At 67.7% G+C, this 12852-nt stretch carries 12 protein-coding genes and 2 pseudogenes; 7 read left to right on the forward strand and 7 right to left on the reverse strand.

All coding sequences use genetic code 11. The annotated features are described in order from the left end of the window. Nucleotides 1–451 precede the first annotated feature (451 nt). Nucleotides 452–2752, reverse strand: coding sequence for a penicillin acylase family protein (locus AB0383_RS34400; protein ID WP_364190258.1), 2301 nt, complete (start codon nt 2750–2752; stop codon nt 452–454). A gap of 130 nt (nt 2753–2882) precedes the next feature. Further along, a pseudogene (gene rocD / locus AB0383_RS34405) lies at nt 2883–3011 on the reverse strand (ornithine--oxo-acid transaminase); the annotation flags it as partial. Nucleotides 3012–3388: 377 nt separating this feature from the next. Here rocD and AB0383_RS34410 point away from each other — a divergent pair. The 3 genes from AB0383_RS34410 to AB0383_RS34420 all read left to right on the forward strand — a co-directional run bounded on the left by AB0383_RS34410 (nt 3389) and on the right by AB0383_RS34420 (nt 5924). Then, on the forward strand, nt 3389–3544 hold the full coding sequence (locus AB0383_RS34410; RefSeq protein ID WP_364190255.1) for a hypothetical protein: 156 nt from the start codon (nt 3389–3391) through the stop codon (nt 3542–3544). A gap of 351 nt (nt 3545–3895) precedes the next feature. Continuing rightward, a complete protein-coding gene (locus AB0383_RS34415) occupies nt 3896–5104 on the forward strand; it encodes a cytochrome P450 (protein ID WP_366189508.1) in 1209 nt (402 codons plus the stop codon). A 244-nt stretch (nt 5105–5348) separates the two neighbouring features. After that, nucleotides 5349–5924, forward strand: a complete 576-nt coding sequence (locus tag AB0383_RS34420) for a hypothetical protein (protein WP_366189509.1) — start codon at nt 5349–5351, stop codon at nt 5922–5924. A 709-nt stretch (nt 5925–6633) separates the two neighbouring features. On the opposite strand, the gene AB0383_RS34425 is transcribed toward AB0383_RS34420, so the two are convergent. Beyond that, nucleotides 6634–6795 (reverse strand): hypothetical protein, encoded by a 162-nt coding sequence (locus AB0383_RS34425; protein ID WP_364189866.1) that lies wholly within the window; start codon nt 6793–6795, stop codon nt 6634–6636. A 171-nt stretch (nt 6796–6966) separates the two neighbouring features. Between AB0383_RS34425 and AB0383_RS34430 the strand changes: the two genes are divergently transcribed. Continuing rightward, the gene (locus AB0383_RS34430; RefSeq protein ID WP_366189510.1) at nt 6967–8202 is read left to right on the forward strand and encodes an MFS transporter; all 1236 of its coding nucleotides are present in this window, start codon (nt 6967–6969) and stop codon (nt 8200–8202) included. 512 nt (nt 8203–8714) lie between these two features. Here the strand turns inward: AB0383_RS34430 and AB0383_RS34435 are convergent. The 4 genes and pseudogenes from AB0383_RS34435 to AB0383_RS34450 all read right to left on the reverse strand — a co-directional run. After that, nucleotides 8715–9572 (reverse strand): universal stress protein, encoded by an 858-nt coding sequence (locus AB0383_RS34435; RefSeq protein ID WP_366189511.1) that lies wholly within the window; start codon nt 9570–9572, stop codon nt 8715–8717. 89 nt (nt 9573–9661) lie between these two features. Next, complete coding sequence (locus AB0383_RS34440) at nt 9662–9823, reverse strand: hypothetical protein (protein ID WP_364189875.1); 162 nt, start codon at nt 9821–9823, stop codon at nt 9662–9664. An 87-nt stretch (nt 9824–9910) separates the two neighbouring features. Next, a complete protein-coding gene (locus AB0383_RS34445; RefSeq protein ID WP_364189912.1) occupies nt 9911–10177 on the reverse strand; it encodes a hypothetical protein in 267 nt (88 codons plus the stop codon). A 120-nt stretch (nt 10178–10297) separates the two neighbouring features. After that, nucleotides 10298–10456 (reverse strand): annotated as a pseudogene (locus tag AB0383_RS34450) (IS3 family transposase); the annotation flags it as partial. Nucleotides 10457–10484: 28 nt separating this feature from the next. Here AB0383_RS34450 and AB0383_RS34455 point away from each other — a divergent pair. From AB0383_RS34455 to AB0383_RS34465, 3 genes are all read left to right on the forward strand, one after another. Then, nucleotides 10485–11033, forward strand: a complete 549-nt coding sequence (locus tag AB0383_RS34455) for a carboxymuconolactone decarboxylase family protein (protein ID WP_364189878.1) — start codon at nt 10485–10487, stop codon at nt 11031–11033. Nucleotides 11034–11346: 313 nt separating this feature from the next. Continuing rightward, on the forward strand, nt 11347–11817 hold the full coding sequence (locus AB0383_RS34460) for a pyridoxamine 5'-phosphate oxidase family protein (RefSeq protein WP_366189512.1): 471 nt from the start codon (nt 11347–11349) through the stop codon (nt 11815–11817). Continuing rightward, nucleotides 11817–12764: an NADP-dependent oxidoreductase gene (locus AB0383_RS34465; protein ID WP_366189513.1), complete on the forward strand. Its 948-nt coding sequence runs from the start codon at nt 11817–11819 to the stop codon at nt 12762–12764. The genes AB0383_RS34460 and AB0383_RS34465 overlap by 1 nt, the downstream gene beginning before the upstream one ends. The last annotated feature ends 88 nt before the right edge of the window (nt 12765–12852 follow it).

Raw genomic sequence — 12852 nt, forward strand, 5'->3', positions numbered from 1 at the left:
GACGTGAAGTCCAAAGGTTCGCTGTCCACGGGCCAGACGGTCAGGCAACTTCTCGGGCGGTTCCGCACGAGGCCGATGTTCCTGTCGACCTGCCGCGCACCCCAGGACGGCATCGCGCTCTGGAATATTGACAACGGCAGTCTGCGGTGCGGCGCCGGATGGCCTGCGGCACCGCCGAACGCCACCTCGCCACCGGCACTGCCACCAACGGGCGGGCCCCGCACGATCTACGCCATTCCCCGCTTACCCACACCGTGCCCAACTACGCGTTCCCGGAGGAGAACAGTCGCCGGTACCTGATCGCGACTTCGTTCGCGAGGTTAACCCCTCAGGGGGTTGGCGAAGCCTGACGCGTCGTTGCCATATCTCCGTTCCAAACCCCATTCATAGGCTACTGCGGGCATTCTGTGCGTCCGCGAGGCGGCCCCGTCGCGCACCTCGCGTAGAGATGTCAGGCGGGCGGGTTCAGCTCGATCACGGTTTCGGCCTCGGCGTCGATCCGATCGCGGTTGTAGAGCAGGGGGAAGGCCTCACCGCGGGCCCACGCGGCGAACAGGTCGGTCAGGTGCGGGTCGTCCAGCCGACCGGACTGGCCCGGTGCGTTCATCGCGAGCGACGAGTCCCACTCGCCGACGTCGACGACGATCCGGAACGTCGCGCCGGCCGACTGCACGAAATTCGGGCCGTACGCGGTGTTCCCGACGGTGTCGCCGCTGCCGCCGCGCGGGAGCGGCTTCGTGGCGAGCCGGTCCGCGGGCAGGTTGGGCAGCAGCGCCTTCAGCGGGTGCTGCGCGCGGGCGACGTGCAGCCGGCCCCACTCCCACGCACTCCGGTCGGTGCCCAGCAGTTCTTCGAGCTCGGCCACCGCGACAGGCAGGGTTTTCGCGACGACATAGGCGAACGCATCGGAATGCTCGACCAGTTCGAGGTCGACGCGAGGGTCGGCGAGCGAGTCCTCCGCGGGTGAGATACGAGCGGTCGTCGTGTCGACAGCTTCCGCGCCCACCAGCGGTTCCAGAGCCTCTGCCAGCAGCGCGGGCCGCAGGTGCCGGCGGTACCAGACCTCGAACAGCGCGGCGGCCGCGCTGTCGGGGGCGAGCACGGCGTCCCAGCTCTTCAGCAGGTCCAGCCCGTCGACGTCTGCCCGCAGTTCCCGCAGTCGCGCCACGACCCGCCGCGCGGGCACGGACAGGAAGTCGCTCTGCAGGGCGACCATGCTCTCCGGGGTGGCGTCCGTGGTCTGCGCGAGCACCTCGTCGATGCGGTGCTTGCGATACGGCGCGGACCAGTCGTAGGTGATATGCCGGTCCGACGGGAAGCCCGGAGGCAGGTTCATTTCGTTGGCCGTGGCCAGGAACCCCGTCTCCGGGTCGATGGCGCCGGGCAGCTGGTCGGTGTCGTAGAAGCCGGCCCACTCGTAGCGGCCGTCGCCGGGCACGGGCAGCGTGCCGTCCCAGTTGGGCCGGATCGGTGTGAGACCACCGGTCTGCCACGCGATGCGGCCCGACGGGTCGGCGTAGATCTGGTTCTCCGGCGGGGCGCCCCAGCGGTTCATCGCCGCCGAGAACTCATCCCAGTTCCGTGCGCGCATGTAGTCCATGCTGCCGAGGTAGGGCGCCATGCCGGCCTCGAGCCAGGCTGCGCGCACCGCGAACGCCGTGTGCTTCTCCGGGTCCCGGTACACGACCGGCCCGTGGCGGGTGAAGAGCAGCTCGGTCTCCACCGGGTCGCCGTCGCGCACGGCGATTGTCTCGGTCACGCGCCGCATCGGCTCCCAGCGGCTGTCGTAGCGGTAGCTTCGCGGGTCCGCCGGGTCGGTCTCGTAGACGTAGAGGTCTTCCTGGTCGATCGCGAAAATGGTGAGCCCGAAGGCGATCCGGCCGTTGTGGCCGATGGAGACGCCGGGCAACGCGGGTTCACCGCCGCCGATCACGTTGAAGTCAGGCGCATTGAGGTGCACGATGTAGCGCAGCCCGGGCAACTCGGCGGCCGGGCGGTGCGGGTCGTTGGCCAGCAGCGGACGGCCCGAGCGCGTGCGGGACCCGGCGAGGACCCAATTGTTGCTGCCTTCGGGTAGGACGTCGCCCTGCGGGTCCTGCGGCGCGGGCGGCGCGAAGACCGGCGCGGTCGTGGCCAGGTCGTACACGCGCAGCACGTCGTCGGGGATCGCGGCGAGGTCGAGGCCGTCCGGGACCTCGAGGGGACGCCACGGCTCGCGTCGGCGGCGCAGCTCTTCTGCCTCGGCCGGCAGGTCGCGCAGCGTGCGAGCGCGGGCGACCTCCTCGCGGACGTTATAGAACAGGCCGTGGCTGCGGATGCGCGCCACATCCTCGGGCTCCCACAGCGCCGGCTCGTACTCCAGCTCGCGGAACTCGGCCGGCAGCAGATCGGAGTTCTGTCGGGTGAGCTGAACGAACGCGTTCACGCCCTCGACGAACGCCGTCGTCGCGCGCTTGGTGTCCGAGCCGTACGCGAGCCATTCGCGGTGCATGTCGCCGCGGTAGAGGAACAACCGCGCCGCGCGATCCCGCTCGGCATGCTCGGGCCCGAAGACCTCCGCCAGCCGGCCGAGACCCCGCCGGCGCCAGAAGTCGATCTGCCACAACCGGTCGCGGGCGGCATTGAAGCCCTGCACGCGGAACGCGTCGTAGGTGCTGGCCGCGTAGATGTGCGGCACACCCCAGCGGTCGACCACGATCTCCGCGGGCGCAGTGAGCCCCGGCAGCGTGTGGGAAGTTCGTTCAGGTGCCACTTCAGTCTCTCGTCAAAGGGTCATCGGCACTGTTCAGTGAAGGTGTGCCAGTGGACGGTCTGCAACGCATGGTATCCGGCCTGCTCGCCGGATTCGCTCGGTCGCACAAGTTGCTGGGGCCCGAATCCCGGGTCAAGGGCCCGAGCCCGGCCTGCGCGTCCGGGTCGTCGGAGAAGCTGACGATCGTCGTGGTGCGGCCGTGGAAGTTGCCGGCCACTCGATGCATGCTGCGCCCGCGCTGCGCCGGTACTTGCCGTACCGCGCACTGCCATCAGCCACAATGGACATTCATCGGCGGACATGCGGTTGCCGAGCGCGGACTGATGATAATGATCACGCATGTACCGGTCATGTGTCAGTAAGGTACGCGGCGAATGCGGTGCCGGCCCCGAGCACCGCCCGTCGTCAGCGCCCGCAGCCACTTGCGCCCGCGAACTGCCGGCTTGTTCGGGCCCCGCAAAGTGATTTTGGTCGCCTGCAAACCGGTAAGACCGGTCGGGCAAGGAGAAGCAAAAATTTAGGCACCGTCACTCTGTCTGAGTGAGCGCGCGGCCCGCCGAGCCGCGTAGGGATCTGTGATGAGTGTGACCTCCTTGGGTATTGATCTCGGTACGTCGATCATCAAGGCCGTGGTTCATGGACGAGAACGGCATGCTGCCGGCGGCGCGGACCCAGCGGACGAAGGTGCACCGGCCCGCGCCCGGCCAGTTCGAACTGGACTCGGTAGAAGTGCTCCGCTCGGTCGTCGATGTCACCCGCGCGGCGGTCGCTGCCGCACCACCCCGGAATTGATCGGGCTGACCGGTCAGGGAGATGGGGTGTGACTCGCCGATGAGCACGGGCGCGCGGTGCGCTGCGCGGTGTCCTGGATGGACGCTCGTGGCGCGTCGACGCTGCGTCGCTGGCGCGACCAGGAGGTGGTGGCGAAGGTCCTCCGGCAAACGGGTAACTCGATGTTCCCGGGTTTGGCATGGGCCGATCCTGGCTTGGCTGGAGAAGCACGAGCCCACCACTGCTCCTGATATCCGATTGTTCCCGATCGTCAGGTCTTACTGCCTGATCACACCTTCGTCTGCTGCCTCATCAGGTCGTGGTTTCTGCGTAGTAGTTGATCAATCGATGTGTGCGCCTACGGTGGCATGCATGCGAGTGGCGGTGGATGGTGAAGCGATGCAGGACGCGCACGGCTTCATGGCGAAGCTGCGCGGGTCAGCGCCGGTATGCCCGGTTTCGGAGGCGCGCCAGCCCGCGGCGGCCCTCGTCACCCGTTACGAGGATGTGCGGGCCCTCTTGGCTGACGGCCGAGTCCGCCACGACGTGCGCTCGAAGGCCGAGCGCGAGGCCGCGGCCGAGCGGCGTGAGCTCACGCCCCGTGAAGAGCTGATGTACTGGGCGCTGGGCGGCAGCATGATCTACCGCGACCCACCCGACCACACGCGGCTGCGCAGGCTGGTGAACCAGGCCTTCACCCCGCGCGCGGTCGAGCGGCTCCGCCCGCGGCTGTCGGCGGTGGCCGACGAGCTGGTCGCCGCATTCGCGCCGGGCGCGACGGTGGACTTGGTGGGGGAGTTCGCGGTGCCGCTGACCACCTTGGCGATCTGTGAACTGCTCGGTATCCCGCAGGACGGCCGCGGCGCGTTCTGGGGCTGGGCACAGGCTATCAACGACGCCGAAGCCGGCGACGGGTACTACGAGGCTCTCGCCGAAGCCGTTGAGTACCTGAGCGCGCTGATCGAACGCAAGCGGGTGAACCGTGGGACGGACCTGCTTTCGGAACTCATCGCGGTGTCCGACGAGGATGGTGACCGGCTGAGCGCGGACGAGCTGGTCGCCACTTCGCTGTTGCTGTTGATCGCCGGGCACGACACGTCGGTGCACCTGATCGCCAACGCCGTGCTGTGCCTGCTGACCTCGCCGGACCAGCTCGCCGCGTTGCGCGCCGATCCTTCGCTGGTGGACAACGTCGTCGAAGAGGTGCTGCGGTACGAGTCCCCGGTGAACATCCTGCCGACGCGGTTCGCCGGTTCCTCGATCGAGCTGGCCGGCGGGACCATCCCCGAGGGCGAGACGGTGCTGCTGTCGGTACTCTCGGCCAACCGTGATGAGTCGGTGTTCCCCGACCCGGACCGCTTCGACATCACCCGCTCGGCCGCCGGGCACCTGGCCTTCGGCCACGGCATCCACTACTGCCCGGGCGCGCCGCTGGCGCGGCTGGAGGGCCGCCTCGCCGTGGCCGCCTTGATCACAGGCTCTCCGCACCTGCGCCTCGCCGTCGCGCCGGACGAGCTCCGCTGGCGTGACAGCACGCTCATGCACGGCCTGGAAAGCCTCCTCGTCCGGAACGGGCAGTGATCGCATTTCGCTCGCGAGGCGAACAGCCGAGGAGATGACACCGGAAGGCGCCATGCTGTGGCTGGCGGACTTGTCGCCGCGTGGGCGCGCATCCCGCAGCGTCACCATGGTTTCCGCGCCTGATAGGCGGAAGGCTGGACCGCTTGGCGGCTCGTCGCGGCGTTGGTACGTCGGCGTCATCCGCCGGTAAGAACTGAACGTCGCCCGACGCCAGTATTGAGCCAAGCTGCAGAGGAGTGGGCGTGTGGACGAGTCATCGGCACAGCTGAACTCTGCCGTCGGCGTTCGGCTTGGAGCGAAAGCCGTGCCGGGCGAAGCCGACGAGCGGGGGAGCGGCGCCAAGATCGGCGAGCAGGCGCGCCGCAGCCGGTGCGCGGCGCTGGTCTTCGACCTGATCGGCGGCTACGTCGAGGACGATGTCGGCCGGATCGCTCGGGTCATCCGTCAGGTGGGCGCAAGCGGGCGTGTGGGCGAGGTACTCGCCGAGGCAACCCGGTTCGCCGCGTACCTCACCGCCGAGGCCCGCGCCGCGGGTGTCCGGCTGAGGGCCGCGCAGATCCGGACCGGGGTTCTGTCGCGGCTGGCCGCGACGGTGCCACCGCACCACGAGCTGGCCGTGTCGACCGCGTTGGACGCGCTCTTCGAGGGGCGGTTCCCTGCGGCCGCTGCCTCGTTCGGCGACGGCCCGGCAGGAGATTTGATCGCCCTCCACGCTCTGACCGCGTTCACCGCGATGCTCGGCATCCGCGTGTCCGCACCCGGCGAGTTCACGTCTGCCAACCTCGCGCTCTTGGCGTCGGTCCTGCACCCCCGTGACTGACTGTTCATTCCGGGGGTGCGCGGTGGGAATATCGATGAGAAACCGGTCGTGACGGCCCCTGCCCAAGCGCGTCGTCCCGGCGAAGACGGCGCGGCCATCGCCGGAAACAGACAGGTTCACGACGTTTCCGGTGCCTTGAGACACCACGCCGGTCGAGCCGGGAAGTTCGGTGCCGGTGGCGTTCGTGACCTCGATGCTGGTGCGAAGGGACCAGCTGAGGCTGTTCGAGGTCGGAGCTCGGGAGCGTCTCGTCCGACCTGAACGACGCGATGTCAGCTGATCTGCGGCCGTGGTCGGGGCCTGCGGCGGACGCGTACTGGCTGCGCACCCAGGACCTGTCCGCACTGCTGCAATCTGCGCAGAAGGCCAGCGAAGGTGCCTCTAGCGGTGTGGAGACCGCGGGGCGAGGTCGTGGCTGCGGTGGCGAAGACGCGTCGCAGATTGCGCAACTTACGGCGAAGCTTGTGCGGCGCTCCGTCCGGCAGGTCGGCCAGCTGCGGCGCGTACGTCCAACCGGCCAGCGAGAGCAATCGCCCGCCGGCCACGAGCAACCCGGATTGATCAACTTACCGAGAACACCTCGCTGTTCGTAAGACGGCGCGACGGACCGGCGCTAAGCACTTGCACGATGGCGCTGGTCGCTGTGCGCGCCTACAACGACCGCTGAACCGCACGCAGAGGGGCAAGGAAAATGAGCGAAACCAAGCAGTCACTCGAGGATCTGGCGATCCTCGAGTCGCTCAACCTTTGCTACGTCGAAGCCGACCAGGCTAGCGATACCGCGTGCTTCGGGGCCGTGCTCGCTGAGGATTTTCATCAGGTAGGTTTCAGGTGTCACGCGCAACCCTGAGGAGTTCTTCGCGCTCTGCACACAGACGTGTATCAGAGGCGTGATGGCGCCTGGGTCTGTGTCTCGGCCGGCGCGTCGCTCCGGGCACCTGCCCCGCCGCCCGCGAGACTCCTGGTCGTGAGACATCCGTGCACTTCGATCGGGACCGCACAAAACCTTTAGGCGTAGCCAACACCAGAAAGACGTGGCTCGATGCACAACGCGGCACCAGTGACGAACCCTGCCGGCAAGGTCAGGACGCTCCGGCTGGCATTCGTATCGGCGGTGGTCTCCCTGGTGGCCGTGTTTGTGGCGGTGGGTTCGACGATTCCGCTGTTCAACGTCTACCGGGCGGAGGACGGGTTCACCAACGCCGGGATCTCGATCACCGTCGTCGCCTACTCCGCCGCCACCCTCAGCACCTTGCTGACGCTGGGGCGGTTGTCCAATCACCTGGGTCGAAGGCCCACGTCGATCGCCAGCCTCGGCCTGCTCCTGCTGGGCTGCCTGTTGTTGCTGAACGTGCACCACCTCGGCGTCTTGATCGCCGGCCGGCTCCTGATGGGCTTCGGTGCCGGGCTGGCCAGCAGCAGTCTCACGTCGTACATAGTGGACGCCGCACCCGCCAGGCCGGCGTGGCTGGCCTCGGTCGCCTCCAGTCAGACAGTCATGCTCGGCCTCGCCGTCGGCGCCATCGCCTCCGGCGCCCTCGTCCAGTTCGGCCCCTGGCCACGTGATCTCATCTACCTGGTCGTGATCGGCCTGCTTCTGCTTTCCATCGCACTCATCGTCGTCAGCCCGGAAACGGCCACTCCGACGCCGGGTGCTTGGCGGTCGCTGCGCCCCCGGGTCGGGGTACCCGCGCGGGCCAGGCACCTGCTTCCCGTTGCGGCAGCGGTGTTGCTCGCCACCTGGGCGACCGGGGCCTTCTATCAAGCGTTCGTGCCCGCCCTCGTCGAAGATCAACTCCACGCCAGCAGCCCGCTCGTCCTCGGACTCGTGTTCGCCGCCTATATGGGCCCTAGTGTTCTCGGCGCTCCCCTCAGCGGCCGGTTCACCCCAGCAGCGGCCCAACGCCTCGGCATGATCGCCTTCCTGGCCGGCATGATCGGCATCATCACGGCGATCGCCACGGGCACACTAGTGCTGTTCATCACGGCAACCATCGTCGCCGGCGCCAGTCAAGGCATCGCCATGAGCGCCTCCACCCGGTGCCTGCTGTCGGGCAGCACCCTGGCGGACCGCGCGCCGATCTTCAGCGTCGTCTATCTCCTCAGCTACAGCGGTGCCACGATCCCGGCGCTGATCGCCGGGCAACTTTCCACCACCTTCTCGCTGCCGCAGATCGCCCTCGGCTACGGCGGACTCGCCCTCATCGCCACCCTCTTCACCGTCCTCTCCGCACGCAACCCGCAGGCCGACGCGACCGCGGAACCGCCGGGACGGTAAGTAGCCACCGGACAATCCGCGGTTGCCGGTTCGTCCGCGCGGGCCAAGCAAGTGTTCAGATCCAAATCGGACTGGATAAACCGGCAACAACTCGCCCCGTTGCGCGCAGGTCACGCAGTTGGCGGGGCTCGTCATGCGCCGCGACTATGCCCGAGCAGATCGCGGCGGCGCTTCGCGCGGCCACGGCCGGTTTCTCCATTCGCCGCGCCGGGAGTCAGTGCCCGAACATGTGCACGGCCGTTTCCAGGCAGGTCAGCAGGGTCGATCACGGCCACCCGAGCGAGGGGTGGCTGGTGGTGCCTGTCCACACCGTACAGCCATGATCCTGAGGCGGTGGGCTGCGCGGCAGGGTCGTGTTCGACGTCGACAGAGTGAGGAATAACCTCCGGGGTTACTGGCCCCGGAGGTTCGTCATTGTCAGCGTCGTCCTAATTAGACCAGTGGGTTACGAGGTAAAGCGAATGTGCGGCTGCCGGCCTTGACGTCGCTCCCTTCGCGCACGGGCTCTCCCGTTACCCGCGCACGACCATGACGGGGCAGGGCGCGTGCTGAATCAGCGCCTGGCTCGTCGAACCGAGCACCAGTCCCTTGAACCCGCCGCGGCCCCGGCTACCGACCACGACGAGCTGGGCCTTGCGGCTCCACTCCAGCAGCTGGTGGCGAGGCTGGTCGCGGACCACGACGCGCTGGACCGTCACATCCGGGTACTTCTCCTGCCACCCCGCGAGGCTTTCGGCCAGCACCTGAGCCTGCTCGTCCTCTTCCGACTCACCTTTGACCAGGCCGTACTGGGTGGCGAGCAGGTAGTCCGAGTCGAACCAGGAGTGCACGGCGACCAAAGGCGCCCGCCGCCAGGCCGCCTCGTCGAAGGCCGCCGCCAGCGCTCCGAGGCTGGTTTCGCTGCCGTCGACGCCGACTACCACCGGACCCGCGGGCTCGGCAGCCGGGCGGACGACCACAACGGGACATTCGCTGTGCGCCACCACGGACACCGCGGTGGACCCGAGCAGCATGCCGGCGTACCCGCTACGCCCGGACGCACCGAGGGCGAGCACGCGAGCGTGCTTGGACTGCTCGACCAGTACCGGGATCGCCGGACTGGAGAAGTACTCGGTGCGGGCGGTGATGTCTGCGGTCACACGGGCGAGCTGGGCGGCCTTCTCGAGGTCCGCCTGCGCGATCGGCTCGATGGCCTCGATCGCCTTTTCCACGACGGGCGGCCCGGCTGTAGCGACGGCGATCGCCGGGTCGACGGCGGACACCAACCGCAGCGGAAGGGCCCGGGGTGCGGCTTCGGCGGCGGCCCAACGTACGGCGTCCAGCGCCTGGTCCGATCCATCGACGCCGACGACGATCGCAGGGTCTGTCATGAGGTCCACTCCTTTTCCGAGTACGGTTTCGGCGAACACCCCTACGCCGTTGTAAGGATACAATCGCGACCGGGCAGCAAGACATACGATCAGCCCGACTGGTCGAGCAAAAGATCTTGCCAGTCGAAGCCGATTCTCACAACACTGAGGCGCGTGATCGAACACTTTGCCGAATCATGGTATTTCGGCGGGGAGACGTGTCCCAGTTCGCCGAGCAGACACAGGTTTTTGTACCAGTCGATGCACTCCACCGTCGCAATTTTCAGGTCGTCGATCCCTCGTGAGCGGCCCCGGTCGCGGACAAGTTCGGCATTGTAGAGGGAGTTCGAACGCCTCGGCTATAGCGTTGTCGTAGGATTCGTCTCTGCACCCGAGCGGTAGAGCGCCACGAACCGGACCTCGTCCGGATCGCCCTGCACCACGCGGATCTCGTCGGCGCCGTCGGCCTGGCGGCGCCAGATCGACATCTGAAGCGAGTCCAGGGCAAGGTCGCAGAGACCGGTGGCAGCCGGCCAACCCACGACCAGGCGCGAGAACTCGTCCAGGAGGAAATCGGCGTAGACCCAGCCGCCGGCGGTGCGGGGTAGCTCTGGTCCGTGACTCACAACCGGTTCTGCCTGGTTGCGGTGAAGTCGCGTTCGACCAGATCGCCCCGGCCGTCCGGTCTCGGCGGCAGGGTGAGTGGTGCGTGGGGACTTGTCCGCAGCAACCGCGAAACCGGTCTCGCGCACGAGCCGCTCGACCGTGCACCGGGCCACATCCACACCGTGGCGGTTCAGCTCGGCCCAGATGCCCCTGGCCCCGTATACGCCAGGGTTCACGGCCGCAAAACGTGACGGTGACCCTGCGACGGTAAGAGTCGACGTGGGCTCGACGCCGACCATTCACCCACTTATCGGAGGTTGATTCGCCGTGTCACGACTGAATGTTGCCGCTCCAGATGATGCACCCGCCGGCGTGCAGCGGATTCTCGCCGGCGTCGGCGCGCAGCTCGGTTTCGTGCCGGACATGTTCAAGGTCATTGCGTCGAACCCGACTGTTCTTGAGGCTGTCACGACGTTGCAGGGCAACTTGAGCCGAGTGCTGGACGCGAAGACCCGGCACAGCATCGCGCTGGCCGTGTCGGAGGCCAACGGCTGCGATTACTGCTTGGCGCTCCACACGTACGTATCGTCCGAATTCGGTCGTATGTCGAGTGAGGACATCGCCCTCGGTCGTGCCGGGAGCTCAGTCGATCCCAAGCGTGCTGCGGTCGCTCGGTTCGCCCAGCGAGTGGTTGAGAGTCGTGGGTGGGTCAGTGACGCAGATCTCGCGGCTGTGCGAGGCGCTGGGTATACCGACTCGCAGATCTTGGCGATCGTCGCGGTCGCGGTGCAGGCTCTGTTCACCAACTTCATCAACAACGTCAACGAGACCGAGATCGACATCCCCGCCGTCGACTCGGCCGCTGCGCCCAGCTGACCGGTGGCCCCCGGTAAGGCGGCAGGACCTCGTCTCGCGAACGCTCGGGATCGTCGCTCGGCGTTGATGTTGGCCGATGCCGGTTTCGAGGCAGTCGAGACATCGCCGGTCGCGCTCGCCGCCGCGCTCGGCCGGTCCGACGAACGCCACCAAGCCACCCGCGACCAATACCCTCGAGCACGCGCGACCGCCTCGGCCGACTCACCGCGCTGCGCGCCAACGACAACCCGGGCCGGCTTGTCTGTGAGAGCTTTTCACTTTTCCAGGCCGCTGCCTCACAGCTGGGGCACATTCGAAACGAAAGGAGCCGAACGTGATCGACGCCGATATGAGGCTGATCGTGGAGGCTGCGAAACTCACCTTTGTCGCGACGGTGCGGCCAGATGGTTCGCCCAGCTTGTCGCCGAAGGCGTCGGCGCGGGTGTACGACGATGAGCACATCGCGTTCATGAACATCGCCTCACCCGGGACGATCGAGAACCTGACGGCGGACCCGCGTATTGAGATGAATGTCGTAGACATCTTCCGGCGCCGGGGCTATCGGTTCACCGGAACAGCGGCGATTCATGATCACGAATCGCCGGTCTACCAGTGGCTGCACCGCTGGCTGCTCGACCTGAACGGACCAGGCTACCCCGCGCACGAGGCTGTCTTGGTGCACGTCGATCGCATCCGACCGATCATGTCGCCCGCTTATGCGTTCGGTGGTGCCGAGGAAACCGGTCTCATAGCCGAATGGTCGAAGAAGTACCAGACTGGTCAGAGTGAAATGGAGAAAATGTGATGCGTGCTGCTGGAGTGCGTGAAGTCGGTGGCCGGGTCGAGTTGCTCGAGCTGCCCGAGCCCGATGGTCCCGGTCCGGACGAAGTGGTGCTTGAGGTTGAGACAGCCGGAGTCGGTAACTGGGACGACATCGTCCGAGCCGGGGCGTGGAATGTCGGCCTGACTCCGCCGATGGCGCTTGGTGTGGAAGTCGCCGGCACGGTTGTCGCGGTCGGTTCGCAGGTCACGGACCTTCGGGTCGGCGACGAGGTTCTCGGTCATCCGCTTCAACTGCGTCACCAGGGCTGCTGGGCGGAGCGTGTGGTTGTGGACGCGGGTCTGGTCGTGCTGAAGCCTCGTGGCGTGTCGTGGGAGCAGGCGGCGGCGTTCCCGGTGCCTGCGCTGACTGCGGAGCAGGTGATCTCCGAGTCGCTCGAGGTCGTCGAGAGCGAGACGCTGCTCGTCCACGGCGCTGGTGGCACGACCGGTGGGTTGCTTGTGCAGCTCGCTGCCCTGCGTGGGGTCCGGGTGATCGCTACTGCCGGACCGTCGAGCGCGGTTCGGGTAGCGCAGGGGGGAGCGGCTGAGATCGTCGACTACCACGACGCCAGGTGGCCCGATCGCGTCCGTGAACTGACCGGCGGCGTTGGCGTCGACGCTGCCGTCAACACCGTCCCTGGAGGCAGCGCCGACGCTGTCCTGGCTCTGCGGGAGGGCGGCCGGATGGCGACCATCACCGGCGACCCGCCGGCGGCCGAGCGTGGCATCAGTGTCGCCGACGTCTATGTGCGCCCGGACGCCACCCAGCTGGCAGAGCTCTGTGCGCTGCTGGGCGATGGCCGACTGGCGCTGTCGGTGGGCACCGTCCTGCCACTCGCCGAGGCGGCGGCAGCGCTCGAGCGCGCTGTTTCGGGCGCCAAAGGCGGCCCAGTCGTGCTTCAGGTCAGGCCCACACGCGCGGGAGACTGAACCCTCACCTACCAGTGCGAGCGCTGAAGCGCACCACAATGCGCGCCGGCGCCGGCCTGATCGGTTGCCGATGCCCGGCGGATTGAAA

Origin of the sequence: Amycolatopsis sp. NPDC051373 (genome assembly GCF_040689465.1) — a bacterium.
In the GTDB taxonomy this organism is placed as follows: domain Bacteria; phylum Actinomycetota; class Actinomycetes; order Mycobacteriales; family Pseudonocardiaceae; genus Amycolatopsis.

Coding starts and splice junctions, on each gene's coding strand:
- AB0383_RS34410 (WP_364190255.1), top strand. CDS start 3,389: ATGGACGAGAACGGCATGCTGCCGGCGGCGCGGACCCAGCGGACGAAG.
- AB0383_RS34415 (WP_366189508.1), top strand. CDS start 3,896: ATGCGAGTGGCGGTGGATGGTGAAGCGATGCAGGACGCGCACGGCTTC.
- AB0383_RS34430 (WP_366189510.1), top strand. CDS start 6,967: ATGCACAACGCGGCACCAGTGACGAACCCTGCCGGCAAGGTCAGGACG.
- AB0383_RS34435 (WP_366189511.1), bottom strand. CDS start 9,572: ATGACAGACCCTGCGATCGTCGTCGGCGTCGATGGATCGGACCAGGCG.
- AB0383_RS34465 (WP_366189513.1), top strand. CDS start 11,817: ATGCGTGCTGCTGGAGTGCGTGAAGTCGGTGGCCGGGTCGAGTTGCTC.